Origin of the sequence: Streptomyces sp. NBC_01431, from assembly GCF_036231355.1 — a bacterium.
Classification (GTDB): domain Bacteria; phylum Actinomycetota; class Actinomycetes; order Streptomycetales; family Streptomycetaceae; genus Streptomyces.
Map to the genome: position 1 here is coordinate 2483651 of NZ_CP109496.1, position 25040 is coordinate 2508690.

The window sequence follows — 25040 nt, forward strand, 5'->3', positions numbered from 1 at the left end:
GGCCCAGGGTCCCGGGACAGCGAAAAAGGCCCCCGCCGGTGTCGGCGGGGGCGCTTCAGGTGGTGACTCCGGGCGGGATCAGCCCTGCCAGGAGTGCGGGGCACGGAAGCCGGGGCTGCGCTCCAGACGGCGCCAGCCCGCGGTGGAGCGACCGCGCTTGGGTGCGGGGGCGTCGGACTGGGCGGCGGCGCGGGCGAGCAGCACCGCGGTGATCGCGGCCAGCTCCTCGGGGGCGGCGTCGCCCTTCTCCACGCGGAGCAGGGATTCGGAAGGCGTCGGGCTGTTCAAGTCGGTCTCCTCTACTGAGGGGGGTTGCCGTGCTTGCGGGACGGCAGGTCGGCGTGCTTGTTGCGGAGCATCGCGAGGGAGTCGATGAGGACCTTGCGGGTCTCGGTGGGGTCGATGACGTCGTCGACCAGACCGCGCTCGGCCGCGTAGTAGGGGTGCATCAGCTCGGCCTTGTACTCCTTGACCATGCGCGCCCGCATCGCCTCGGAGTCGTCGGCGTCCGCGATCTGCCGGCGGAAGATGACGTTGGCGGCGCCCTCGGCGCCCATCACGGCGATCTCGTTGGTCGGCCAGGCGTAAGTGAGGTCGGCGCCGATGGACTGGGAGTCCATGACGATGTACGCGCCGCCGTAGGCCTTGCGCAGGATGAGCGAGATCCGCGGCACCGTCGCGTTGCAGTACGCGTACAGCAGCTTCGCTCCGTGGCGGATGATGCCGCCGTGCTCCTGGGAGACGCCCGGCAGGAAGCCCGGCACGTCCAGGAGCGTGATGATCGGGATGTTGAACGCGTCGCACATCTGGACGAAGCGGGCGGCCTTCTCGCTGGCCTCGATGTCCAGGACACCGGCCAGGGACTGCGGCTGGTTGGCCACTATGCCCACGACCTGGCCGTCCAGACGGGCCAGCGCGCAGATGATGTTCCGCGCCCAGCGCTCGTGGACCTCCAGGAAATCGCCGTCGTCGACGAGCTCCTCGATCACCTTGTGCATGTCGTACGGGCGGTTGCCGTCCGCCGGCACCAGGTCGAGCAGCACCTCGGAGCGGCGGTCGGCCGGGTCGTCGCCGGGGTGGACCGGCGGGTTCTCCCGGTTGTTCGACGGCAGCATCGAGATCAGGTAGCGGACCTCGGCCAGGCAGGTCTCCTCGTCGTCGTACGCGAAGTGCGCGACACCGGAGGTCTCGGCGTGGACGTCGGCGCCGCCGAGCCCGTTCTGGGTGATCTCCTCACCGGTCACCGCACGTACGACGTCCGGGCCGGTGATGAACATCTGCGAGGTCTCGCGGACCATGAAGACGAAGTCCGTGAGGGCGGGGCTGTAGGCCGCGCCGCCCGCGCACGGGCCGAGCATGACGCTGATCTGGGGGATCACGCCCGAGGCTCGGGTGTTGCGCTGGAAGATGCCGCCGTACCCGGCGAGCGCGGAGACGCCCTCCTGGATGCGGGCGCCCGCGCCGTCGTTCAGCGAGACCAGCGGGGCACCGGCCGCGATGGCCATGTCCATGATCTTGTGGATCTTCGTGGCGTGGGCCTCGCCCAGGGCGCCGCCGAAGATCCGGAAGTCGTGGGCGTACACGAAGACCGTACGGCCCTCCACCGTGCCCCAGCCGGTGATCACACCGTCCGTGTACGGCTTCTTCGCCTCCAGACCGAAACCCGTCGCCCGGTGCCGGCGCAGCTGCTCCACCTCACGGAACGACTCCGCGTCCAGGAGCAGGTCGATGCGCTCGCGCGCGGTCAGCTTGCCCTTGGCGTGCTGGGCCTCGGTCGCACGGTCGCTCGGCCCGCGCCGGGCTTCCTCGCGCAGGGCGTGCAGCTCGGCTACGCGTCCACGCGTGTCGCTCGGCTCGCCCGGGGTCTCGTCCACAACGGTCATGTACCGACCCTACGAAAGTGGACAAGGTTTTCCTCCGTCGACTCCAAACAGTCTCCGGACCGCTTTCCTAGTGGGGGCTGACAGTAGACCTGCACCAAGCGGCCAACTCGACAGCGGGAGGGGGCCGAGATCTGTTGGGTCTCGACAACGGCCCCGGGCGGGGTTTCCGCGTCAGCCGAGCACGACGTCGGTGCGCACCGTGCCGCAGAAGGTGTCCGGCGTGATGCGCAGGCGCAGGGAGCGGCCGGTGGTGAGCACCTCGACCCGCGGGTCGCGCGACGCCACCGAGCGTACCGGCCGGTCCCAGGTGAGCTCGATGGGCGCCCCGGTGCGCTCGGGCGCGGCGAGCGACAGGGTGGCCGTGCGCCGCGCGGTGCGGACCAGGACGCTCGCGGGGCCGTCGACCGCGAGCCCACCTGCCGCACCCGGCGTCCAGAAGTTCGCGGCGAGCAGACCGAGCCGGGGGGCCGAAATGGCTTGTGCGGACGCCGAGTTGGCGATGACGCGGACCCGGTCGCGGTCGGCGGCGCGGGCGGCGGTCTCCTGCTGCCGGGCGCCGGGCAGCAGGACGTACGCGTACGAGGCGTCGGTGGGGTCGGTGCCGTGGTCGAACCAGAGCGTGAGGTAGCGGCGGGTGACCGGATCGGCGGTGCCGCCGGTGTTGATGGCCTTCCAGGTGCCGGTGCGCTGCTCGCGCAGCGCCCGCACCGCGCCACCGCCGGGGAAGACGTAGCCGCCGTGGCTCGCGAGGTGCGCCCAGTGGGCCCGCGGGAAGGTGTCGTGGCGGCCGGGGGTGGCCGGGATGCCGCGGCCGTCGACGGTGAAGTCGTTGGTGCCGCTCGCGCCGAGGTTGCGGTGCTCGACGACCGACTCGACGGGTACGCCGTCGCGCGCCGTGATCCCGGCGCCGAGACAGACGATCTCGTCGCCCACGAAGAACCACGACTTGCGGGCGGTGAGCGTGGAGGAGAGCCCCTTGAGGTGCTGGCCGACGGCCGCGTACGTACCGTCACTCGCGCCGCCCACCCACTTCACGGCGGGTCGGGCCGCACCCCACGCACCGCCCTCGCCGTCGGCCAGCGGCTTGCGCGAGACCGTGGTGGCGGGCATGCGGTACGGGTCGGCGGTGGGCCAGAACCCGTCGCTGTACTGGTCGCCCGCGAAGCCGTCGCCCCACCAGGCGAGCATCCCGGAGCCGGTGTGCCAGCCGCGCAGGTTCTCGCCGTTGCCGTTCTCGTAGTACGCGATCCGCTCCGACGCCATGCTCAGCGAAGCCGCGAAGCGGGTGCCCCGGTGTACGGCGCGGTCCATCGCGGGGAACAGGCGGGGGCCGGCGGGGGCGGGGGCCGCGGTGGGCGCGGCCTCCACCGCGGCCTTCAGGAGGGCGAGGTTGGCGACGGAGAGCCGCTGGTCGGCGAGGACCGGCACGGTCTGGGCGCGGTCGGTCCAGCCCTTGATCAGCGCGCGCCAGCGGTCGCGCTCGGCGGGCGAGGCACCGAGGGCCAGCATCGCGATGTGGGCCATGATCGTGCGTCCCATGAGCTGGTCGTCGGTGGTCTGCCGGGAGACGGCGCGGCCGTTGACGCAGTCCATCATCAGACCGTCGTGGATGAGGGGCGCGTAGCTGCGCTCCACGGAGTCGAGGATGATCTGCCGGTTGGGGTCGGTGACGGCCCAGGTGGAGCCGGCGAGCAGCGCGAAGAGCCGGGCCAGCCCGTCGATCTGGACCTCGCCGTAGGAACCCGTGTAGGCGATCCAGGTGTGCTGCACGAACGACCCGTCGGCGTACAGCCCGTCGCCCGCGGTGACGTACGGGAAGACGGGCGACAGGGCGTCGCGGGCCAGCGCGATCTTGGCGGCGCTCCTGCCGAGCACGCCGCGGGTGGCGAGCACCCGGCACAGGTCGGTGCGGTTGGCTCCGGTGGAGGTGCCGCTGTAGCTCGCGACCGCGCTGTCCGGCACGAAGTGGTCGATGGCGGCGGTGTAGTGGCCGATCTGCTCGGTGGTGAGGGTGTCGTGGGCGATGACGGCGGTGTCGAGGAGCAGTCGGGAGCTGCCGATCTGCCAGTCCCACCAGTTGCCGAAGGCCTTGGTGTTCTCGTTGTAGATCTCGGTGTAGAGGTGGTCGAGGCCCGTGCCGACGGCGGCGATCAGCGCGGGGTCGCCGGTGGATCCGGTGCCGGGCTGCGCCCAGGCCTGCGCCATGGTGCTGAGCCGACCGTAGCTGCCGCTCATATTGGCGGAGCCGGTGGCGGGGACCTTCAACGGCTGGTCGGGCCAGAGCGAGCCGGTGGCCGGGCGCATGGTGGCGAGCGCGGTGCGGGCCGAAGTGCCCAGCGCCGCCAGCTTGGTGGCGTACGGCTCGGCGGTCGCCTCGAAGCCGGTCCCGAGCGTGAGGTCACGCCACTTCAGCCGGAGGATGTCGAACTCGTCGGTCGGCGCGGGCAGTTGAGCGGTTGCGGCGGCGGGGAGCGTCAGACCGAGCGCGACGGCGGCGCCGGTGGTGGACGCGGCGAGGAAGGTACGCCGTGAACGGCCCTGGGCGGATGGCATGGGCAAAACCTCCGGAGCGGATGCGGGAGGAGCACGGGCGGAGCGGGCGGAGCACCGGGTGGAGCGGGGGGGGCATGGGCTGCGCGGAGCACGAGTGAGGGCGTGCGCAGGGGCTGAGGCGCGATTGAGCGGTTTCTCTCATAACTCCGAAAGAACGCGCAAGAGTTCGCACATCCATCAGATAAATTGATCGTTCGCGCAGAATCGTGCACAAACGATCCGCCGAGGGTTACGCTCCTGGTCAGCGAAGGGCGACGGTCGACCAGAGGGGCGCAATCACGTGCACGCCGAGGACAGGCACCAGGCGATACTGCGGCGGCTGCGGGAGCACGGCTCGCTGCGCGTGACCGACTTCGCCGAGGAGTTGAAGGTGTCCGCGGTGACCGTGCGCCGGGACGTGGAGGCGCTCGCCGAGCGTGGTCTGGTGACGCGGGTGCACGGCGGCGCGCTGCTGCCGAAGACCGCGTCAGCCCCGGCCGCCCCCGCGTTCCCGCCGCCCGGCGGACCCGGCCCGGGGCTGGTCTTCGGCCTGGTCGTGCCCGCGGCCGACTACTACTACCCGGAGATCATCAAGGGCGCGAGGCAGGCCGCCGCGGCCCGGGGCATCCGGCTCGTACTCGGCATCTCGCAGTACCGCCCCGACGAGGAGCGGGCGCAGGTGCGCCAGCTGCTCGCGCACGGCATCGACGGGCTGCTCATCGCCCCGTGCAGCCCGGTCGGGGACCAGGACTGGCTGGCGGCGCTCGGCATACCGTTCGCCCTGGTGGAGCGTCGTTCGGGCAACGACGTGCCGGACGCCGAGCGGGTCGTCACCGACCATGTGCACGGCGCCCGTCTCGCGGTTCGCCATCTCGCGCGCTCGGGCCGCGAGCGGATCGGGCTGCTCATTCGCGCGGACAGCCCGCACAGCGCGCTGGTCCTTCAGGGCTACCTCGGCGAGCTCGACTCCCTGGCGCTCCCGGCGCCCGGTGAACTCCGCTTCACGATCACGGCGCCCGAGACCGATCCGGTCCGGCGGGACACCCAACTGGACGAGTTCACCGGGGCGGTGGCCTCGGGGCTGCTCGACGCGGTCCTGGTCCACAACGACCACGACGCGATCGTGGTGCTGCCGCGGCTGCGGGCGCGGGGGCTCTCGGTGCCGGGCGACCTCGCGATCGTGGCGTACGACGACGAGGTGGCGGCGCTGGCCGACATTCCGCTCACCGCTGTGGCGCCGCCGAAGCGGGCGGTGGGCGTGGCGGCGGTCGACCTCCTCGCCGCCCGCCTCGCCGACCCCGCCCGGCCCCGGCACCACCTGTCGATCCTGCCCGAGCTGAAGGTACGGTCGTCCAGCAGCTGACCAGGACAACCTCAGGGGCTCCGCCCCCGAACCTCAACTCAGCGGCGGACCTCCCAGTCCACGGCGCCCCGCAGACCTGCCGCGATCTCGGGGTCGCGGACCGAGGGGGTCGAGTCGGTGACCCGGACCGTGAGCGCGTGGGAACCCCTGCCGAGGCCGAGCCCCCACACCGGCACCGCCGTACGGCCCGCGAATCGCTTCAGCTCCCTGCCGTCCAGATACCAGCGGACCGTCAACTGCCGGGCACCCGCGAGGCGCGGCACCGTCACCCTCGCGGTGTCGTACGACCGCAGCGTGCGGTCCGTGGACGTGACCGGCGTCGCGATTGACGCATGGCGGTAGAAGCCCGCGATCATCGCCTCCACGCCCGGCAGATTGAACGGCTTGCCCAGAACCCGCATGATCGAGCCGTCGGTGGGCCGGTTCAGACCGGTGACGTAGTAGCCGCCGCCCTCGTAGGCGCCGACCGTCCCCCCGTCCGGCGAGGTCTCGCCGAGCCAGCGGTACCACTTGGTGCGCTGCGCGGTCATCTGGTCGGCGGACAGGACCGAGATGTTCGACTGGGCCGCCTCGGGGCCCGAGTAGTGCTCGTAGCCGGGAGTGCCGGGGTAGGCGTACTCGTCGGCCAGCTTGCCCAGCGAGTGGCCGGTCTCGTGGATGGCGACCTGGCCGGACTTGGCGTTCCCCGCGGACGCGGTGGATATGCCCTCGTAACCGAGCGTCTTGGACGGCTCGTTGTATCCGGCGCCGCCGTACTTGGCGCTGTTGGCGAGGACGATGACCAGATCGGCCTGGGGCGCCTTCGCCACGTACGAGTCGACCTTGTCCTGGTCGACACAGAGCAGCCGCTCCACGCCGTCGCACCAGAAGTACGCCCCGAGCGCGGTGTTCTTCACATCGCCCTGGGCCGGGTCGCCGGAGATGCCGGACTGGGCGGAGACCGCGTCCACCGTCCAGACGTTGAACAGGTTCTGGTACGTGGTGTACGGCTCGACGCCGGTGACCTCGCCCCACTTCTCCTTGGCGTCGGCGTGGAACTGCGCCAGCTGGTCGGCCGTGTATCCGTCGCCGACGATGACGACGTCCAGGCGGTCGGCGGTCGAGCCGTGGTCGATCATCTTGGTGACCTGGCCGTCGGCGGCCACCGCGGCGGGCGCCGAAAGGTGCGGCGCGGGCTTTGCCTGCCCGTTCGACGGGACGAGCGCGTGGCCGGAGCCGGCGAGGGTCTCCCCGGTGTCCGACTCCGGACCGGGTATCTCGACCTGGACCTGCCGGTGCGGCTGGGGTGGTTGCGGGTCGGCGGCGGCCGCGCTGCCGGGTCCGGCGGCGAGCGCGGCCAGGACGGCGGTGGTGGCGAGCGCCGCGGTCACGACGGTTCTGCGCAGGCCTGGGCGCATGGGTGGGCGCACGAAGTCCTCCTCGTGTAACGGAAGTTAAGCATTCTGGTAAACGCGTTGAACGGCCTGCTTAAATTAGGGGGCGCACGGGGCGTGCGCAATGCCTTGGGGCCAAGGGGACGCCATGGATGAACCTGCCGTGATCGGTCGCCGAGTTCAGCGACTGCGCGCCCAACTGGGCCTGACCCAGCGCCAGTTGGCCGAACCCGCCTATACGCCCGCCTACGTCTCGACCCTGGAGTCCGGCAAGGTCCGCCCCTCGGAGGCGGCGCTGCGCCATCTCGCGGGGCGGCTCGGCACGACGTACGAGGAGCTGACCACCGGCCGCCCGGCCGCGCTGGCCACCGAACTCCGGCTCGGCCTGACCGACGCCCAGCGCGCGCTGGCCACCGGCGAGGCCGACGAGGCGGCCGTCCGCTACCGGCACCTGCTCACCGAGGCGGAGCTCCACGGATTCGACGAGGAGCGGGCCGAGGCGCTGCTCGGCCTCGGGGACTGCGCCCTGGAGACCGGCGAACTCACCGACGCCATACGGCACTTCGAGGCGTGCGAGGAGATCCTGGCGGCCGAGCCGCTGCCCCGCCGGGCTCGCGCGATCCGGGGCCGGGCGGTCGCGCACATCCTGGCGGGCGAGCTGCGCTACGCCTGCTACCTCCTGGAGTCGACCATCGACGAGCTCGGTATCAGCGGGCTCGCCGACCCGGAGGCGCTCGTCCTCCTGTACGCCGCGGTCATCGGCCCCTACCTGGACATGGGCGCCCTGGCCCGCGCCGCGCGCGCGGCCGAGCTGGCCCTCGCGCTGGCCTCGCAGGTCTCGGACCCGGCGCTGGTCGCCGGGATGCACCGGCAGGTGGCACGGACCTTCCTCGCCGAGGGGCGCACGGCCGACGCGGACGCCTCGCTGGCCAAGGCCCAGTCGATCTACCGCCAGCTGCGCCTGCGCACCGACCTCGCGCACTGCCACTGGATGCGCGGCTACGTGTACGCCCAGGAAGGCGAACTCGACGCCGCCGAGCGGGAGTTGCGTACGGCGCGTGACATGCTCGCCGCCAAGCGGGCCGCGCTGTTCACCGCGCAGGTCGAGGTGGAGCTGGCGGACGTGCTGCGCCGCCGGGGGCAGCACGCGCAGGCGATGGCGCTGCTCACCCCGCTCACCGAGCTCGGCGATCAGCACGGCGCGGTCCACGCGGGCGGGGCGCACCGGCTGCTCGGGCTGATCTTCGAGGAGCGCGGCGAGCCGGAACAGGCGGAGGAGCACTACGTCACCGCGCTCGGGCTGCTCGAACGCAGCGGGGCGAGCGGGGACGTCGCGGACCTGTGCCGACTGCTCGGCGACCTGCTGCGCCGCACCGGGCGCGTCGAAGCGGCCCTGGACGCCTACCGCACGGGCCTCGGCCACCGCGCCGCCCCGGGCACGACGACTCTGGGGCCCGCCCCCATGCCGCCGCGCGTCTAGGGGCGCCCGGCCTCACCGCCCCCTGGAACAAATCTCCCCGAAGCGAAGTTGTTGAAAACCGAACGGAATGGGTCTACGCTCAATCTCGTTGAACCTTCAACCGCTTCGGCGCAAGACCGCAGCGCGTCCCCAAGGAGCAGTCATGGGTCTCTTCGGCCGCAAGAACAGCAGCACCGCCACCTCCACCATCGAGGTCGACCCGGCGCTGGCCGCGCTGAGCGGCACGTACACCATCGACCCGTCGCACAGCAGCATCGGCTTCACCGTGCGGCACGCCATGGTCACCAACGTGCGCGGCTCCTTCGCCGATCACGAGGGCACCCTCACTCTGGACGGCGCGAACCCGGCCGCCTCCGCCGCCTCCATCGACGTGCGGATCGCAAGCGTCGACACGGGCATCGCGGACCGCGACGACCACCTGCGCGGCGCCGACTTCTTCGACGCCGAGCAGTTCCCCCTGATGAGCTTCCGCTCGACCGAGGCCCAGGAGCTCGGCGGCGACAAGTACCGCATGGTCGGCGACCTGACGATCAAGGGCGTGACCCGGCCGCTCGCCATCGACCTGGAGTTCAACGGCACGGCCACCGACCCCTACGGCAACCAGCGCATCGGCTTCGAGGGCAGCGCCGAGATCCTGCGCTCCGACTGGGGCCTGACCTGGAACGCGGCCCTGGAGACCGGCGGCGTCGTGGTCAGCGACAAGGTGAAGCTGACCTTCGACATCTCCGCCATCAAGGCGGCGTGACAGCGGTCTCGGGACGGCGGCTGCCTCAAGCCCCCAGCGCGAAGACCGCGAGGGCGACGGCGACCATGACGAGGACCACGGCGGCGGCCGTCTTCTCGCGGCGTGTGTACGGCGGGACCGGGGGCAGTGCGGGGAACCCACCGGGCGCCGGGGCCGCCGCGGGAGCCGCCGGTACGCGGTCGCCGGCCCGGCGGCGGGCGCCACGCAGCACCCCGTGGAGCAACGGGAAGAGCGCCGGGCCGGGCAGCGCGGCGAGCGCGGCCCAGGTCGGCAGGTGCAGCGCCGCAACGCCCAGCAGCCAGGCCGCGAACCAGGCCCAGCAGCCGATCCCGGCGGCCAGCGGGGCTCGCACCAGCAGCCGCAGCGGCGCCCGGCCGGGGCGGGCCAGCGCGGTCAGGGACTCGGCGAGAACGGCGATCCGGTCGTCGGTGGGCCGCGCCCGCGCCTGGCCCGCTGCCTGCTGAGCCGCGCCCATCGGATGGCCGATGACGGCGAGGACCAGGCGGGCGTCGTGCCGCTGTTGACGTCCGGGCGAGGTCGCCCCGGCCCCCCGGTCGCCGCGAGGGATGCCCTCGCCGGCCTGCTCGGGGTCCGCCGCGCTCGGGTCCTCGGGGGTCAACTCCCTTGACTGCTCGGCCGGTTCGGGAGTCCGAGGGTGTGCCGCGCGCAGCTTCGCGTACGCGGCGAGCAGGCCGGGATCGTCCGGGAATACGGCGAGGCCCTCGCTGAGGATGGCCTCGGCCCGGTCGGTGTGCTGCTCGTCGGCCTCGGCGGCGTGCGCGCGGCCGAGCAGGGCGTAGAGCCGGGGATCGGGACCGTCGGTGTACAGCGCGGCCCGCGCGGCCTTGCGCGCCTCGCTGTTGCGGCCAGCCCGCAGCAGCGCCTCCGCGTCGGCGCAGACCGATATGACGTCGTCGTGCCCGGCTTGCATGTATCCCCAACCCTGGATGTCCGGTTCGCAACTATCACCCGCTGGAACGGCGCAGGTCAACAGCGGGCCGCAAGGCCTGTCCCGGTCACCAGTCGCCGCCGCCGAAACCGCCCCCGTCGCCGCCGCCCCCGTCGCCCCAGCCACCGCCGAAGTCGGAGGGGTTGAAGTCGGAGCCCGACACGTCGCCGCCGTCGAAACCGGAGCCCGCGTCATAGGAACCGGCGCCGTAGTCGGACGCGTACGCCGGGCTCGACAGCATCGAGCCGAGCATGGTGCCCATCAGGAGGCCGGGCAGCATGCCGCCGCCGAAGTAGCCGCCCGCCCAGGGGCCGTAGGCGGGGCCCGCGTCGTAGTAGGGGCGACGGCCCTGGTCGGTGTCGACCTCGCGGACCATCGGGTCCTGGCCGTCGCGCAGCCGGGTCGCGTCCGCCTGGCAGACCGGCACCTGGCGCGGGGCGCCGCCGGCCGGGGTCCACGTCGCGTCCTCGACGGAGGGGCCGTGGCGCGGGTCGAAGAAGCAGGGGGCGCGGCGCTCGGGCAGCTCTCTGTGCTCGCGGCGGGCGGCGAGGGTGGCCAGCGAGAACCGGCCGTCCTCCAAGGCCTGGGTCACGCCCGTCACGTCTGCGGGCCGCTCGGCCTTGGCCATCAGGGACTTCGCGGTCTCGTACGAGTCGAGGGCGCGCTCGTAGTCGGCGCGCATCGCGTCGTCGGCGCCGGCCTCGGCCGGGTGGAAGTCGAGCCGGTCGAGCTCCTCGCCGAACGCGGTGATGTCCTCGTCGACGACGACCTGGAGGCGCTGGAGCGCGGCCCGCTCCTCCTCGGCCTTCTTCCTGCGGTTGCGCCGGACCAGCGCGTACGCGCCCGCGCCGCCCGCCACGACCACCGCGCCCACCCCGACGAGCGCGCCGGTGTTCACCGAGCCGCCGGAACCGGAGCCGCCGCCCCACGAGGCGGGGGCGTGGCCCTTCATCTGCGGGAGCGCCTTGTCGACGAAGGCGTTGAGCTGGGTCGCGGCGTCGGTGTTGGTGCCGGGCGCGCGGACCGCGCTGTTCAGGTTCTGGACGGCCTGTTTCGACATGACCTTGCGGTCGGCGCCGGAGGTGAACGCGTCGCCGAGCCGGATCGCGTACAAGCCGGTGACACCGGTGTCGGTGCGCAGGTTCTGGAGGATCGTGCTCTTGGGGAAGGCGGCGCTGTTGGGCAGCACGGCCACGAAGAGCGGCTTGTCCGCGTCCTTGATCTTCTTCGCGAGCGCGTCCGCCTGGGCCGCGCTGAGCTGGTTCGCGGCCCCGGGGTCCACGTAGACCGGGCTCTTCTTGAGCTGGTCGGCCACGTCGGACGCGCCGGTGGCCGCCATCGCGGGACCCGCCGTGGCCAGCGCGGCGAGCGCGGCGGCGGAGAGTGCGGAGAAAACCCTGAGCCTCATGGGCCCGACGCTACCCGAGGCCACTGGGAAACGGACATACAGGATGGAGCAGGAGGGGCACGGCCCGCTCCACCCTGGACGGTTCCCCCGCGCCGCCGGGGCGCTCAGCGGGCCGGCCGGGTCCCGGCGCGCAGCAGACCGTAGGTGTACGCGTCCTGGAGCGCTTCCCAGGAGGCGGCGATGACGTTGGGGCCCGCTCCGACGGTCGTCCACTCGGCGGTGCCGTCCGTGGTGGTGATCAGGACGCGGGTGGTGGAGGCGGTGCCGTGGTTGCCCTCCAGGGTGCGCACCTTGTAGTCGACCAGCTCGAACTTGGAGACCTGCGGGTAGAACCGCTCCAGGCCCTGGAGCAGCGCGGAGTCCATCGCGTTGACCGGTCCGTTGCCCTCGGCGGTGACGATGATCCGCTCGTCGCCGACCCAGAACTTCACGGTGGCGCCGTTGGCGTGCGTACCGTCCTTGAGGGTCTCGATGATCGCCTGGTAGGACTCGATGCGGAAGTAGTCGCGGGGCCCGCCCTCGACCTCGTCGCGCAGCAGGAGTTCGAAGGAGGCGTCGGCCGCCTCGTAGGTGTAGCCCGCCAGTTCGCGTTGCTTGACCCGCTCCACGACGCGGGCGACGGTGGCGCGGTCGTCGCCGAGGTCGACGCCGAGTTCCTTGCCCTTGAGCTCGATGGAGGCGCGGCCCGCCATGTCGGACACCAGCATCCGGATGCGGTTGCCGACCAGGCCGGGGTCGATGTGCTGGTACAGGTCGGGGTCGACCTTGATCGCGGAGGCGTGCAGGCCGGCCTTGTGGGCGAAGGCGGAGACGCCCACGTACGGCTGGTGCGTGGAGGGGGTGAGGTTGACCACCTCGGCGATGGCGTGCGAGATGCGGGTCATCTCGGTGAGCGCGCCCTGGGGCAGCACCCGCCTGCCGTACTTCAGCTCCAGAGCCGCGACGACCGGGAACAGGTTGGCGTTGCCGACCCGCTCGCCGTATCCGTTGGCGGTGCACTGGACGTGGGTGGCGCCCGCGTCGACGGCGGCCAGGGTGTTGGCGACCGCGCAACCGGTGTCGTCCTGGGCGTGGATGCCGAGCCGGGCGCCGGTGTCGGCGAGGACGGTGGCGACGACGGCGTGGATCTGGGCGGGCAGCATCCCGCCGTTGGTGTCGCACAGGATGACCACGTCGGCGCCGGACTCGGCGGCGGCCCGCACGACGGCCTTGGCGTACTCGGGGTTCGCCTTGTACCCGTCGAAGAAGTGCTCGCAGTCCAGGAAGACCCGGCGGCCCTGCTCGCGCAGATACGAGACGGTGTCCCGCACCATCTCCAGGTTCTCCTCAAGGGTGGTGCGCAGGGCCAGTTCGACGTGCCGGTCGTGCGACTTGGCGACCAGGGTGATCACCGGGGCACCGGACTCCAGGAGCGCGCGCACCTGCGGGTCCTCGGCGGCCCTGCCGCCCGCGCGGCGGGTCGCGCCGAACGCGACGAGCTGCGCGTTGCGGAAGGTGATCTCCTGGCGCGCCCGTGCGAAGAACTCCGTGTCACGGGGGTTGGCGCCCGGCCAGCCGCCCTCGATGAAACCCACCCCGAACTCGTCCAGGTGCCGGGCGATCGTCAGCTTGTCCGCCACCGTGAGGTTGATCCCCTCACGCTGCGCACCATCACGCAGCGTCGTGTCGAAGACATGGAAGCTGTCGTCGACACGAAGGCCGGCGGGAAGACTCTCCTCGGCGGCTTTGTTCGCCTCGTTGGTCGTCATGCTGATCTGACTCCTGTCGGGTGAGTGGCTCCGAACTCATGGCTCCACTTGCCCCCGCCGCCGCGCTGCTCGCCCCGGCCGTGGTGGGGCCGGTAAACGAAAAGACCCCTCGCGGGTGCGAGAGGTCTGCGCGCGGGTCTGGGGCACGATGGCTGCTGCCGCGGGTGGTTCCACGGTTCAGCGATCACTGCGGACCGGCGCGCTGCTGTCCATAATCATGGTGAAAGCGAGCACGCTCGCAGTTTGCCACACGGGTGCGGGGCCCGGCTGCTGGGTCTCACCATCCGGGCGCCACGACCTGCGCTATTGCGAAGGGACCGGTTCCGCTTCCACTCGCCGGGGTTCGTCCGTGACCCGGTTGAGGTCGATGTCACGCGTCTCGCGCATGCTGAGGTAGACGACCAGGGACACCGCCGCGCACCCGGCGACGTACCAGTAGAAGCCGGACTCGATGCCCGCCTTCTTGAACCAGAGCGCCACGTACTCGGCCGTCCCGCCGAACAGCGCGTTCGCGATGGCGTACGGCAGGGCCACGCCGAGGGCGCGGATGCCGGTCGGGAAGAGCTCGGCCTTCACACAGGCGTTGATCGAGGTGTATCCGGTGACCACGACCAGCGCCAGCAGGGCCAGGCCGAAGGCCGGCCAGAAGGTGCCCGCGTGCTTGAGCATGGTCATGATCGGCACGGTCAGGAAGGTGGAGCCGATGGCGAAGGTGATCAGGAGCGGGCGGCGCCCGATCCGGTCGGAGAGCGCCCCCGCCAGCGGCTGGAGGCACATGAAGACGAACAGCGCGCAGAAGCTGACGAGCGAGGCGGTCGACTTGTCCATGCCCGCGCTCTTGGAGAGGAACTTCGTCAGGTACGTCGTGTACGTGTAGTAGGCGACCGTGCCTCCCATGGTGAGCGCCATGACCAGGAGCGCCTCGCGCTTGTGCCGCCACAGCGCCTTGAGGGTGCCCCGGTCCTCGTCCCGGGCGGCTCCCGACTCCTCGTACACCTCGGTCTCCAGCATGGAGCGCCGCAGGTAGAAGACGACGGCCGCGCCGAGCGCGCCCACGATGAAGGGGATGCGCCAGCCCCAGCTGTGCAGCGCCGCGTCCGAGAGGTTGCGCTGCATGACGATCTGGAGGCCGAGCCCGACGAGCTGGCCGGCGGTCATCGACACGTACTGGAAGCTGGAGGCGAAGCCGCGCTTGTTGGGGTCGGAGGCTTCGGTGAGGTAGGTAGCGCTCGCCGCGTACTCGCCGCCGACGGAGAGGCCCTGGAGGAGCCGGGCGACCAGGAGCACCGCCACTCCCCCGTAGCCGGCGACCGCGTAGGTCGGGGCGATCGCGATCAGGATCGCGGAGGCCGACATGAGGGTGACGGTCAGCGTGAGGGCGGCCTTGCGGCCCCTGCGGTCGCCGATCCGGCCGAGCAGCCAGCCGCCGACCGGCCGCATGAAGAAGCCGACCGCGAAGATCCCCATGGTGTTCATGAGGTTGGCGGTCTCGTTGCCCTTCGGGAAGAACGCGTCCGCGAAGTACACCGCGAACGTGGCGTACACGAACCAGTCGAACCACTCGACCATGTTGCCGGCCGAACCGACCCAGATCTTCTTCCAGTGCTCTCGTCCCATGGACGATCACGGTGGCGCAGCCGGGCGTGAGCGACAAGGCGTGCGGCCGCAACGATCGGGCCTACTTACGTGCGTTGCGTTCCCGCATCAGTGACTCGTCCACGAACTCCCTTACGTGACCGAGGACTTGGGGCCGTCCGGTGCCGGGGATGCCGACCGCGACGTGCACGCTGAACCCGTCGAGCAGGGCGCGCAGCCGGGCCGCGAAGCGGTCGGCGTCCACCGGGCGGAACTCGCCGCGCGAGACGCCCTCGGCGACTATCGCGACCAGGTCGCGGTGCCAGGCGCCCTCGATGGCGGCCTGCCGGGCGCGGGCAGTGCCGTCGGCGTTCTGCGAGCGGTTCCAGACCTCCAGCCACAGGATCCAGTGCGGATCGCGGGGGCCGTCGGGCACGTACAGGTCGACGTACGCGTCGAGGCGTTCGCGCACCGGGCCCGGCCGCGAGAGCAGTGCGCGCCGTTCGGCGCCGAGCCGCCCCTCGCTCCACTCCAGGGTCTGGAGCAGCAGCTCGTCCTTGGAGTGGAAGTAGTAGAGGAGGTGGCCGCTGGACATGCCGACCTCCCGGCCGAGCCCCGCCATGGTGAGCCCGTCAAGGCCCCGCTCGGCGATGGTGGCCATGGCGGCGGCGAGGACCTCCTCGCGGGGCGGGGCGGTGTTGCGGCGGCGGGGGGCGGGACTGGTCACCCGTATGTTCTACCCGATGCGCGCTCCACCGGGTCGCGGGGTCAGACCTTGGGCTGCTGCTGGGTGATGCAGTGGATGCCGCCGCCGCCCGCGAAGATCGTCCGGGCGTCGACCAGGGTCACCGTCCGCTCGGGGAACAGCCGGCGGAAGATGCCCGCCGCGATCTCGTCGCGCGGGTCGTCGAAGGCGCACAGCACCACGCCGCCGTTGCAGAGGTAGTGGTTGATGTAGGAGTAGTCCACCCAGCCGTGCTCGTCCGTCACGACGGTCGGCGCGGGGACCTCGACCACTTCGAGGGTGCGGCCGCGCGCGTCGGTCTGGGAGCGCAGCAGCGCCACGTTCTCCTTGCACAGCTCGTGGTCGGGGTGGGCCGGGTCGGGCTGGGTGTGGGCGACCACGACGCCGGGGCGGGCGAAGGCGGCCACGATGTCCACGTGCCCCAGGGTGCCGTAGCCGTGCGGAGGGTAGTCGGCGGTCAGGCCGCGCGGCAGCCAGATCGCCTTGCGGGTGCCGAGCATGGCGTGGATCTCCGCCTCGACCTCCGCGCGGCTCCAGCCGGGGTTGCGCTCGGGGCCGAGCTGGACGGTCTCGGTGAGCAGCACCGTGCCCTCGCCGTCGACGTGGATGGCGCCGCCCTCGTTCACCAGGCGCGAGGTGTACGTGCGCGCGCCGGCCAGGTCCGAGACGTGGGCGCCGATCTTCGCGTCGTGCTCCCAGGTCGCCCAGTCCTGGGCGCCCCAGCCGTTGAACGTCCAGTCCACGGCGGCCAGTTGGCCCTTGGCGTCGGTGAGGAAGGTGGGGCCGATGTCCCGCATCCAGGCGTCGTCGAGCTCGCGTTCCACCACCTCGATGTCGTCGCCGAGCAGGGCCCGCGCCTCGGCCCGCCGGCCGGGGCCCGCGATCACGGTGACCGGCTCGAAGCGGCGTACGGCGCGGGCGACCGAGGCCCAGGCGGCGCGGGACGCGGCGAGTTCGGCCTCGTTCGGGAAGGTCACGTTGGGGCCCGGCCACGCCATCCAGGTCCGCTCGTGCGGGGTCCACTCGGCGGGCATGCGGAAGCCGTCGGCGGCAGCAGACATCAGGGGGTCCTTACAGGAAGTAGAGGCGGTTGAGGGAGACGGAGTCGGCCGGCTCGGAGCGCAGCGGGTCGCCGTCGAGGGTGACCAGGCCGGTGCGGCCGTCCACGCCGACGGCTCCGGTACGGGAGTTGAGCAGCAGGTCGGCGGGGCCGATGCCGCGGGTGCCGCGCACCGCGACCCGGCGGCGGCGGGTGGGCAGTTGGTCGCCGCCCTGGTCCAGGGCCGCCTTCGCGACGAAGGCGACGGACAGTTCGGCGGCAGCGCCGCCGTGGGCGCCGAACAGCGGGCCGAGGACGAGTGGTTCGCAGGTGTCGGTGGCGGCGTTGGGGTCGCCGGTGACGCCCCAGGCGGGGAAGCCGGATTTGAGGACCATCTGCGGCTTGGCACCGAAGTAGGCCGGGCGCCACAGCACGATGTCGGCCATCTTGCCGACCTCGATGGAGCCGATCTCGTGCGAGAGGCCGTGCGCGATGGCCGGGTTGATGGTCAGCTTCGCCATGTAGCGCAGGACGCGCGCGTTGTCGTCGCCGTCCCCGTCGCCCTCCAGGGGGCCGAGCTCGGCCTTCATCTTTCCGGCCATGGCGAAGGTGCGCCGCACGGTCTCGCCCGCGCGGCCCATGCCCTGGGCGTCGGAGGAGGTGATGCCGATGGCGCCCAGGTCGTGGAGCACGTCCTCGGCGCCCATCGTCCCGGCCCGGATGCGGTCGCGGGCCATCGCCGCGTCGCCCGGCAGGTCGGTCTTCAGGTCGTGGACGGAGACGATCATGCCGTAGTGCTCGGCGACCGCGTCCCGGCCGAAGGGCAGGGTGGGGTTGGTGGAGGAGCCGATGACGTTCGGGACGCCCGCCATCTTCAGGACGTTGGGTACGTGCCCACCGCCGCAGCCCTCGATGTGGAAGGCGTGGATGGTGCGGCCTTCGAGCACCTTCAGGGTGTCCTCGACGGTGAGGCACTCGTTCAGCCCGTCGCTGTGCAGGGCGACCTGTACGTCGTGTTCCTCGGCGACGCGCAGCGCGGTGTCGAGCGCCCGGGTGTGCGCCCCCATGTCCTCGTGGACCTTGAACCCGCAGGCCCCGCCCTCGGCGAGCGCCTCGACCAGCGGGGCGCCGTTCGAGGACGAACCCCGGCCCAGGAAGCCGATGTTGACGGGCCAGGCGTCGAAGGCGGCGAAGGCGCCCCGCAGCGCCCACGGCGAGTTGACGCCGACGCCCCAGACCGGGCCGAACTCCTGGCCGATGATGGTGGTGACGCCGGAGGCGAGCGAGGCCTCCATGATGCGCGGCGACAGCAGGTGGACGTGGGTGTCGACGGCCCCGGCGGTGGCGATGAGCCCCTCGCCGGAGACGATCGAGGTGCCGGTGCCGACGACGACGTCCACACCGTCGAGGGTGTCGGGGTTCCCGGCCCGGCCGATCGAGCAGATCCGTCCCTCGCGGATGCCGATGGACACCTTGCGGATGCCCTGCACCGCGTCGACCACCACGACGTTGCTGATCACGACGTCGCAGGTCTCGCGGACGGCGGCGGCCTTGAGGTGCAGCCCGTCGCGGGCGGTCTTGCCGAACCCGGCCAGGAACTCATCACCCGGGGCCTGCGAGTCGGACTCGACCCGGACGGTCAGGCCCGAGTCCCCGAGCCGGATGCGGTCGCCGGTGCGCGGGCCGTGCACAGCGGCGTACTCGTACGGGTCCATCACTTGTCTCCCCCGCTCGTGCCGGTTCCCAGGTATCCGCAGGCGGCGGCCCTGCGCAGGGCTTCTTGCTTCGCGCCGGGCGCGTCCAGCGGGCCGTCGACCAGGCCTGCGAAGCCGATGGCGACGCGGTCGCCGCCGATCGGGACTAGGCCGACCTCCGCGCTCTCGCCGGGCCCGAACCGCACGGAGGATCCGGCGGGCACGCAGAGCCGCATGCCATAGGCCGCCGCGCGGTCGAAGTCGAGCCGCGGATTCGCCTCGAAGAAGTGGAAGTGCGAGGTGACCGAGACGGGCACGGTGGCGGTGTTGGTCACCGTGAGCAGCACCGCGGGGGCCGCCTGCGGGTAGCCGCCGCCGGGCAGCAGGGCGCCGGGGGCGTCCTGGCCCGCCGTGCCGCCGATGGGGTCGGACACCACCGCGAGCCGCGAGCCGTCGTCGAAGACGGCTTCCACATGGACCTCGGTGACCACGTCGGACACCCCGGGCAGCACGTCGTCGGGGCCGAGCACGGACCGGGCCGCCTCGATGGCCTCGGCGAGCCGCCGCCCGTCCCGCGCCGCCTCGCAGACGGTGTCCGCGATCAGCGCGGTCGCCTCGGGCACGTTCAGCCGAAGCCCGCGGGCCCTGCGGGCCCTGGCCAGTTCCGCGGCGCCGAACAAAAGCAGTCGGTCACGCTCCGTCGGAGTCAGTCGCACGCCACCACACCTCCTGTTTGAACGCCACTCTAACCAGAGATTTCTCAAGACGGAAGCATTGACGTCACCGCTTGGCGTGAGTCACATTGAGCGCCACTCAAACCCCCCCGAGAGTGAGAGGCGTCGGCATGCCCATAGAACAGCGCGGAGTCGATACGGTCCCGGACGCGGAGCGCACCAGCGGCCCCCGCGATCTCGTATCGATCCTGCTCGGCTCGAACCTGTGCCTCGGAGTGATCATCTTCGGCTGGCTGCCGGTCTCCTTCGGCCTCGGCTGGTGGGCCTCGGTGAGCGCGGTGGTCGCGGGCACCGTGGTGGGCACCCTGCTCACCGCGCCGCTCGCCCTGGTGTCGCTGCGTACCGCGACCAACCTGTCGACCTCATCCGGCGCCCAATTCGGCGTGCGCGGACGGCTGGTGGGCTCGGTGGTGGGCCTGCTGCTGTCGCTCGGCTACACCGCGCTGACGGTGTGGATCGGCGGCGACGCGATGACGGGCGTACTGCACCGCCTGTTCGGCCTGCCGACGGGCGGGCTCTCGTACGGCATCGTGTACGCGCTGCTCGCCGCGGCCACCGTCATCGGCGCGGTCTACGGCTACCGGGTCCTGCTGCGCCTCTCACGCATCCTGGCCGTAGTGATGACGGCCCTGCTCATCCTCGGAATCGCCGCGTACGCACCGCACTTCACCACCGCCGCGCTGCCCGGCGCCGGCGGCTATCTGCTGGGCTCGTTCTGGCCGACCTGGCTGTTCGCGATGGTCGCGGCCGGGCTGAGCGGACCGATCGCCTTCATCACCCTGCTCGGCGACTACACGCGCTACATCTCGCCCGCCCGCCACCGCTCGCGCGCGGTGCTGCACGCGACCTGGCTGGGTCTGACGGCGGGTCTGCTGGTGCCGCAGCTCTTCGGCACGTTCACGGCGTACGCGGCCCGCGCGGCCACCGACTACGCGGGCCCGCTGGTCGCCGCCGCCCCCGGCTGGTACCTGGTCCCGCTGCTGCTCTCGGCCTCGGCGGGCTCGGTGGGCAACGCGGGTCTGATGCTGTACTCGATGGGCCTCGACCTGGACGCGATCCTGCCCCGGGCCTCGCGCACCCAGGCGACGTTCGCGGTGGCCGGCGTCGCCACGGTGTGCGTCTTCGCGGGGCACTTCGCCTGGGACGCGCAGGCCGCGATGACGTCGTTCGTCCTGCTGCTCACCGCGATCGGCACCCCGTGGGCGGTGATCACCCTGATCGGCTTCGTGCGCTGTCGCGGTGTGTACGACGCCGATGCCCTCCAGGTCTTCAACCGCCGCTCGCGGGGCGGCGTTTACTGGTACCGGGCCGGCTGGAACCTGCGCGCGGTGGCCTCCTGGGGTCTCGGTGCGGGCGTCGGCCTGCTCGCCGTCTCGCTGCCCAACTACCAGGGCCCGCTGCTGAGTTGGACCGGCGGGGTGGACTGTAGCTTCCTGCTGTCGGGGGTGGTGGGCGGACTGGCGTACCTGGCGCTGACGGCCCGGTCCCGGACAGCCGAAAGGGCCGCCCCGGACATGGAGTCCGAGACGGCCCTGGTGGAGAGCTAGGCGGAGCTGAGCAGGCGTCCCCCGGGGGCGCGACCGGCCGGAGACGGCCCGCGGTCGAACGACTACCGGCGGTTCGCCCGGCCCAGCGGGTGCATCCACCCGTGCGGGTCGGGGGCAACGCCGGTCTGGAGGTCGAGCAGCGCCTTGCGGAGCTTCATCGTGACCTCGCCGGGCTCACCGTCGCCCTGCGTCCAGTTGGCGCGGGCCGACTTGACCGAGCCGACCGGGGTGATCACCGCGGCCGTGCCACAGGCGAAGACCTCGGTCAGCGAGCCGTTCTCGTTGTCCCGCTTCCAGTCGTCCGTGGAGATGCGGCCCTCGACGGCCTCGTAGCCGAGGTCGCGGGCGATCTTCAGGAGCGAGTCGCGGGTGATGCCGGGCAGCAGCGAACCGGTGAGCTCGGGGGTGACGATCTTGGGCTTTTGACCAGACCCGGCCCCGTACACGAAGTACAGGTTCATGCCGCCCATTTCCTCGATCCAGCGGTGCTCGACCGCGTCCAGCCAGACCACCTGGTCGCAGCCGTGCTGGGCGGCCTCGGCCTGGGCGACCAGGGAGGCCGCGTAGTTGCCGCCGGTCTTGGCCGCGCCGGTGCCGCCCTTGACGGCACGGACGTACTCCTCGGACAGCCACACCGAGACGGGCTTCACGCCGCCGGGGAAGTAGGCGCCGGCCGGGGAGGCGATCACGATGAACAGGTACTCGTTCGCCGGCCGCACACCGAGGCCGACCTCGGTCGCGATCATGAAGGGGCGCAGGTAGAGAGAGGCCTCGCCGGTGGCCGGGACCCACGCCTTGTCCTGCTGGATCAGCGCGTCACAGGCCGCGATGAAGAGGTCCACGGGCACCTCGGGCATCGCGATGCGGCGGGCCGAGTTCTGGAAGCGCTCGGCGTTGGCCTCGGGCCGGAAGGTGGCGACCGTTCCGTCGGGCTGGCGGTACGCCTTCAGGCCCTCGAAGATCGTCTGCGCGTAGTGCAGCGTCATGTTCGCCGGGTCCATGGACAGCGGGGCGTACGGCACGAGCTGGGCGTCGTGCCAGCCGCGGCCCTCGGTCCAGCGGACCGTCACCATGTTGTCGGTGAAGTGGCGGCCGAAACCGGGGCTGGCCAGAATCGCCTCGCGCTCCGCGTCGGACAGCGGGTGCGAGGTGGGCTTGAGCTCGATCGTGGGCGTCGTCATGAGTGCTGTGTCCTTCACCGGTGGATAGTGACGGACCGCGCTCACGCCGCTGCCTGTGCCTGGACGTCCGAGCTGCTCCGCATGTCGCGGCCCAGTCCGATTATCGCTCCAGGTGGGCCTTGGACATAACGGTGTGAGGTGCGGTCCGGTGCTGATGGTGTCACCCGGTGGCCGCATGCCGGAAGCCGCCGGGTGCGAATTGCGACCCGGCGGCTGGTGCGTATGTGCCGTGGGTCAGCCGGCCACCCGTACGGCGAGCGCGTCGCCGATCTCCTCGGTTGTACGGACCGACGTGCCGCGGGCGCCCAGGTCGGCCGAGACGGCGGACTCGATGCGGGCGGCCTCGGCCTCGTATCCGAGGTGGCGCAGCAGCAGGGCGACGGACAGGACGGTGGCCGTCGGGTCGGCCTTGCCCTGGCCCGCGATGTCCGGGGCGGAGCCGTGCACCGGCTCGAACATCGAGGGGAACTCGCCGCTCGGGTTGATGTTGCCGGAGGCCGCGACCCCGATTCCGCCGGAGACGGCCGCGGCGAGGTCGGTGATGATGTCGCCGAAGAGGTTGTCGGTGACGATCACGTCGAAGCGCTCGGGCTGGGTGACGAGGAAGATCGTCGCCGCGTCCACGTGCAGGTAGTCGGTGGTGACGTCGGGGAACTCCTCGGCCACCTTGTTGAAGATGTTGGTCCACAGGTGGCCGGCGTAGGCCAGCACGTTGTTCTTGTGGACCAGAGTCAGCTTCTTGCGGGGGCGGGCCTGGGCGCGGGCGAAGGCGTCCCGGACCACGCGCTCGACACCGAAGGCGGTGTTGACCGACACCTCGGTGGCGACCTCGTGCGGGGTGCCGGTGCGGATCGAGCCGCCGTTGCCGGTGTACGGACCCTCGGTGCCCTCGCGGACCACGATGAAGTCGATCTCCGGCTGACCGGCGAGCGGGGTCGCGACGCCCGGGAGCAGCTTCGACGGCCGCAGGTTGACGTAGTGGTCGAAGAGGAAGCGGAGCTTCAGCAGGAAGCCGCGCTCCAGGACGCCGGACGGGACCGAGGGGTCACCGATCGCGCCGAGCAGGATCGCGTCGTACTGCTTGAGGGCGGCGACGTCGGCGTCGGTGAGGGTCTCACCGGTGGCGTGGTAACGCCGGGCGCCGAAGTCGAACTCCCTGGTCTCCAGCTTCACATCCGAGGGGAGGACGGCGGTCAGGACCTTGAGGCCCTGGGCCACGACCTCCTGGCCGATGCCGTCACCGGGGATCACTGCGAGATTGATGCTGCGAGAACTTGCCGACATGGTGGCACCCTACTCCTCGTCCCACCCCCTGACACGCAGTGTCCAGAGTATGGACTCCTTGAACTGCCTATGCCGGAAACCCGGTCAGCGCATGGGGAGTTGTACGCCCTGTGTTCATCCGTACGTCCATGCTCCGGTGAGAAGCGCTTCGCCTCGAAGGAGGACGTTTTCCGCCATGGACATCCCCAGATTCGGCATCCCCGACCAGCTCGCCGACCGCATGAGCATGGCCGAGCAGCACGAGTACCTGCGCGCCCGGCTGACCCGTCGCAAAGTACTGGGCACCACCGCCGCCACCGCCGCCGTCGCCGGAGCCGGGCTCGCCACGGCCGGCGCGGCCTCGCCCGCCTACGCGGCACCGACCGCGCTCACCTCCAACTCCCGCCACGGGGTGGACGGTTCGCTGGCGGCGCCGTTCGGCCGGCACCTGGCGTACGGCGCGGACCCCAAGACCCAGATGCGGGTCTCCTGGCAGGTCCCCTTCGCCGTGCGGAAGCCGTACATCCGCATCGGCACGACCCCGTGGTCGCTGAGCCGGAAGATCGACGCCGAGGTGCGCCACCTGACCACGCCCGCGCTGAACGGCGGGAAGATCGCGGCCGCCGAGCAGTTCTATGTGCACGCGGGCCTGGACCGGCTGCGGCCGGGTCAGACGTACTACTACGGAGTGGGCCACGACGGGTTCGACCCGGCGGACCGCCGCAACCTCGGCACGCTCGGCACCTTCACCACCGCGCCCGCGCACGCCGAGAACTTCACCTTCACGGCCTTCGGTGACCAGGGCGTCAGCTACCACGCGCTCGGCAACGACCAGGTGATCCTGGGCCAGAACCCGGCTTTCCACCTGCACGCGGGCGACATCTGCTACGCCGACCCGTCGGGCTCGGGCCAGTCCGTGGACCAGTACGACGCGCGCACCTGGGACCAGTTCCTCGCGCAGACCGAATCGGTCGCCAAGACCGTGCCGTGGATGGTGACCACCGGCAACCACGACATGGAGGCGTGGTACTCGCCGCAGGGCTACGGCGGCCAGAACGCCCGCTGGTCGTTGCCCGCCAACGGCCCCGACCCGGTGAACCAGCCCGGCGTGTACTCCTTCGTGCACGGCAACGTGGGCGTCGTGGCGCTTGACGCGAACGACGTCTCGTACGAGATCCCCGCCAACTTCGGGATCAGCGGCGGCAAGCAGACCCGCTGGCTCGACCAGCGGCTCGCCGCGCTGCGCGCCGACCACGCCGTCGACTTCATCGTGGTCTTCTTCCACCACTGCGCGTTCTCGACCACCAGCTCGCACGCCTCCGAGGGCGGGGTGCGCGAGGCGTGGGTGCCGCTCTTCGAGAAGCACCAGGTGGACCTGGTGATCAACGGCCACAACCACGTGTACGAGCGGACCGACGCCATCAAGGGCAACCGGGTGGGCCGCACGGTCGCGATCGGCGAGCGGACCGACCCGACCCGGGACGGCATCGTGTACGTCACGGCCGGTGCGGCGGGCCGTTCGCTGTACAGCTTCCCGGTGCCGGACTCCTACGGGGGCCATGTCGCGGACCGCGAGAGCGTGGACACGTACCACTGGGTCAAGGGCGGCGTGAAGGCCACCGAGACCGTGGAGTGGTCGCGGGTCCGCTACACCAACTACTCGTTCCTCGCGGTGGAGGTCGAAACCGGGCGGCACCCGAGGATGAAGGTCAGCGCACTCGCCGAGACGGGTGAGCGCATCGACCACTTCGAGATCGCGCGGGGGCGGTAAGGGGGACGGG

Annotated in this window: 19 protein-coding genes; 5 read left to right on the forward strand and 14 right to left on the reverse strand. The window is 71.7% G+C overall.

The annotated features are described in order from the left end of the window. Window positions 1-78: 78 nt before the first annotated feature. The 3 genes from OG522_RS11345 to OG522_RS11355 form a co-directional block, all read right to left on the reverse strand. Window positions 79-288, reverse strand: coding sequence for an acyl-CoA carboxylase subunit epsilon (locus OG522_RS11345; protein ID WP_329462835.1), 210 nt, complete (start codon window positions 286-288; stop codon window positions 79-81). Between the two features lie 11 nt (window positions 289-299). Further along, window positions 300-1883: an acyl-CoA carboxylase subunit beta gene (locus tag OG522_RS11350; RefSeq protein ID WP_329462836.1), complete on the reverse strand. Its 1584-nt coding sequence runs from the start codon at window positions 1881-1883 to the stop codon at window positions 300-302. A 171-nt stretch (window positions 1884-2054) separates the two neighbouring features. Next, window positions 2055-4436, reverse strand: a complete 2382-nt coding sequence (locus OG522_RS11355) for a polysaccharide lyase 8 family protein (protein ID WP_329462837.1) — start codon at window positions 4434-4436, stop codon at window positions 2055-2057. 280 nt (window positions 4437-4716) lie between these two features. On the opposite strand from OG522_RS11355, the gene OG522_RS11360 reads away from it, so the two are divergent. Then, a complete protein-coding gene (locus tag OG522_RS11360; RefSeq protein WP_329462838.1) occupies window positions 4717-5778 on the forward strand; it encodes a substrate-binding domain-containing protein in 1062 nt (353 codons plus the stop codon). A gap of 38 nt (window positions 5779-5816) precedes the next feature. On the opposite strand, the gene OG522_RS11365 is transcribed toward OG522_RS11360, so the two are convergent. After that, window positions 5817-7175, reverse strand: coding sequence for a M64 family metallopeptidase (locus tag OG522_RS11365; RefSeq protein ID WP_329467544.1), 1359 nt, complete (start codon window positions 7173-7175; stop codon window positions 5817-5819). A gap of 124 nt (window positions 7176-7299) precedes the next feature. Here OG522_RS11365 and OG522_RS11370 point away from each other — a divergent pair, with 124 nt between their 5' ends. Both OG522_RS11370 and OG522_RS11375 read left to right on the forward strand, forming a co-directional pair. Continuing rightward, window positions 7300-8631, forward strand: coding sequence for a helix-turn-helix domain-containing protein (locus OG522_RS11370; protein ID WP_329462839.1), 1332 nt, complete (start codon window positions 7300-7302; stop codon window positions 8629-8631). A gap of 142 nt (window positions 8632-8773) precedes the next feature. After that, window positions 8774-9376 carry a YceI family protein gene (locus OG522_RS11375; RefSeq protein ID WP_329462840.1) on the forward strand — a complete coding sequence of 201 codons (603 nt, stop codon included), beginning with the start codon at window positions 8774-8776 and terminating at the stop codon, window positions 9374-9376. A gap of 25 nt (window positions 9377-9401) precedes the next feature. Here OG522_RS11375 and OG522_RS11380 read toward each other — a convergent pair whose 3' ends face one another. The 8 genes from OG522_RS11380 to ureA form a co-directional block, all read right to left on the reverse strand. After that, window positions 9402-10307 (reverse strand): hypothetical protein, encoded by a 906-nt coding sequence (locus OG522_RS11380; protein ID WP_329462841.1) that lies wholly within the window; start codon window positions 10305-10307, stop codon window positions 9402-9404. Between the two features lie 85 nt (window positions 10308-10392). After that, window positions 10393-11733, reverse strand: a complete 1341-nt coding sequence (locus OG522_RS11385) for a hypothetical protein (protein ID WP_329462842.1) — start codon at window positions 11731-11733, stop codon at window positions 10393-10395. A 104-nt stretch (window positions 11734-11837) separates the two neighbouring features. Continuing rightward, window positions 11838-13481, reverse strand: a complete 1644-nt coding sequence (gene cimA / locus OG522_RS11390; RefSeq protein WP_329462843.1) for a citramalate synthase — start codon at window positions 13479-13481, stop codon at window positions 11838-11840. A 303-nt stretch (window positions 13482-13784) separates the two neighbouring features. Continuing rightward, window positions 13785-15098 (reverse strand): MFS transporter, encoded by a 1314-nt coding sequence (locus OG522_RS11395; protein WP_329462844.1) that lies wholly within the window; start codon window positions 15096-15098, stop codon window positions 13785-13787. Window positions 15099-15159: 61 nt separating this feature from the next. Then, the gene (locus tag OG522_RS11400; protein ID WP_329467545.1) at window positions 15160-15717 is read right to left on the reverse strand and encodes a TetR/AcrR family transcriptional regulator; all 558 of its coding nucleotides are present in this window, start codon (window positions 15715-15717) and stop codon (window positions 15160-15162) included. Between the two features lie 107 nt (window positions 15718-15824). Continuing rightward, window positions 15825-16862 (reverse strand): agmatine deiminase family protein, encoded by a 1038-nt coding sequence (locus OG522_RS11405; RefSeq protein ID WP_329462845.1) that lies wholly within the window; start codon window positions 16860-16862, stop codon window positions 15825-15827. Window positions 16863-16872: 10 nt separating this feature from the next. Further along, window positions 16873-18555 carry an urease subunit alpha gene (locus tag OG522_RS11410; RefSeq protein ID WP_329462846.1) on the reverse strand — a complete coding sequence of 561 codons (1683 nt, stop codon included), beginning with the start codon at window positions 18553-18555 and terminating at the stop codon, window positions 16873-16875. Then, complete coding sequence (gene ureA, locus OG522_RS11415; RefSeq protein ID WP_329462847.1) at window positions 18555-19250, reverse strand: urease subunit gamma; 696 nt, start codon at window positions 19248-19250, stop codon at window positions 18555-18557. The genes OG522_RS11410 and ureA overlap by 1 nt, the downstream gene beginning before the upstream one ends. A gap of 128 nt (window positions 19251-19378) precedes the next feature. Between ureA and OG522_RS11420 the strand changes: the two genes are divergently transcribed. Beyond that, complete coding sequence (locus OG522_RS11420) at window positions 19379-20815, forward strand: cytosine permease (RefSeq protein ID WP_329462848.1); 1437 nt, start codon at window positions 19379-19381, stop codon at window positions 20813-20815. A gap of 62 nt (window positions 20816-20877) precedes the next feature. Here the strand turns inward: OG522_RS11420 and OG522_RS11425 are convergent, their stop codons facing one another. Beyond that, a complete protein-coding gene (locus OG522_RS11425; protein WP_329462849.1) occupies window positions 20878-21996 on the reverse strand; it encodes a branched-chain amino acid aminotransferase in 1119 nt (372 codons plus the stop codon). A gap of 234 nt (window positions 21997-22230) precedes the next feature. Beyond that, entirely contained in the window at window positions 22231-23280 is a 1050-nt protein-coding gene (locus OG522_RS11430; protein WP_329462850.1) for a 3-isopropylmalate dehydrogenase, read from the reverse strand. A gap of 175 nt (window positions 23281-23455) precedes the next feature. On the opposite strand from OG522_RS11430, the gene OG522_RS11435 reads away from it, so the two are divergent. Beyond that, on the forward strand, window positions 23456-25030 hold the full coding sequence (locus tag OG522_RS11435) for a purple acid phosphatase family protein (protein WP_329462851.1): 1575 nt from the start codon (window positions 23456-23458) through the stop codon (window positions 25028-25030). Window positions 25031-25040 lie beyond the last annotated feature (10 nt).

Bases quoted from the DNA above. Each gene is read 5' to 3' on its own strand.
- OG522_RS11350 (WP_329462836.1), bottom strand. From the start codon at position 1,883: ATGACCGTTGTGGACGAGACCCCGGGCGAGCCGAGCGACACGCGTGGA.
- OG522_RS11355 (WP_329462837.1), bottom strand. From the start codon at position 4,436: ATGCCATCCGCCCAGGGCCGTTCACGGCGTACCTTCCTCGCCGCGTCC.
- OG522_RS11365 (WP_329467544.1), bottom strand. From the start codon at position 7,175: ATGCGCCCAGGCCTGCGCAGAACCGTCGTGACCGCGGCGCTCGCCACC.
- OG522_RS11370 (WP_329462839.1), top strand. From the start codon at position 7,300: ATGGATGAACCTGCCGTGATCGGTCGCCGAGTTCAGCGACTGCGCGCC.
- OG522_RS11375 (WP_329462840.1), top strand. From the start codon at position 8,774: ATGGGTCTCTTCGGCCGCAAGAACAGCAGCACCGCCACCTCCACCATC.
- OG522_RS11380 (WP_329462841.1), bottom strand. From the start codon at position 10,307: ATGCAAGCCGGGCACGACGACGTCATATCGGTCTGCGCCGACGCGGAG.
- OG522_RS11385 (WP_329462842.1), bottom strand. From the start codon at position 11,733: ATGAGGCTCAGGGTTTTCTCCGCACTCTCCGCCGCCGCGCTCGCCGCG.
- cimA (WP_329462843.1), bottom strand. From the start codon at position 13,481: ATGACGACCAACGAGGCGAACAAAGCCGCCGAGGAGAGTCTTCCCGCC.
- OG522_RS11395 (WP_329462844.1), bottom strand. From the start codon at position 15,098: ATGGGACGAGAGCACTGGAAGAAGATCTGGGTCGGTTCGGCCGGCAAC.
- OG522_RS11400 (WP_329467545.1), bottom strand. From the start codon at position 15,717: ATGGCCACCATCGCCGAGCGGGGCCTTGACGGGCTCACCATGGCGGGG.
- OG522_RS11405 (WP_329462845.1), bottom strand. From the start codon at position 16,862: ATGTCTGCTGCCGCCGACGGCTTCCGCATGCCCGCCGAGTGGACCCCG.
- OG522_RS11410 (WP_329462846.1), bottom strand. From the start codon at position 18,555: ATGGACCCGTACGAGTACGCCGCTGTGCACGGCCCGCGCACCGGCGAC.
- OG522_RS11420 (WP_329462848.1), top strand. From the start codon at position 19,379: ATGCCCATAGAACAGCGCGGAGTCGATACGGTCCCGGACGCGGAGCGC.
- OG522_RS11425 (WP_329462849.1), bottom strand. From the start codon at position 21,996: ATGACGACGCCCACGATCGAGCTCAAGCCCACCTCGCACCCGCTGTCC.
- OG522_RS11430 (WP_329462850.1), bottom strand. From the start codon at position 23,280: ATGTCGGCAAGTTCTCGCAGCATCAATCTCGCAGTGATCCCCGGTGAC.
- OG522_RS11435 (WP_329462851.1), top strand. From the start codon at position 23,456: ATGGACATCCCCAGATTCGGCATCCCCGACCAGCTCGCCGACCGCATG.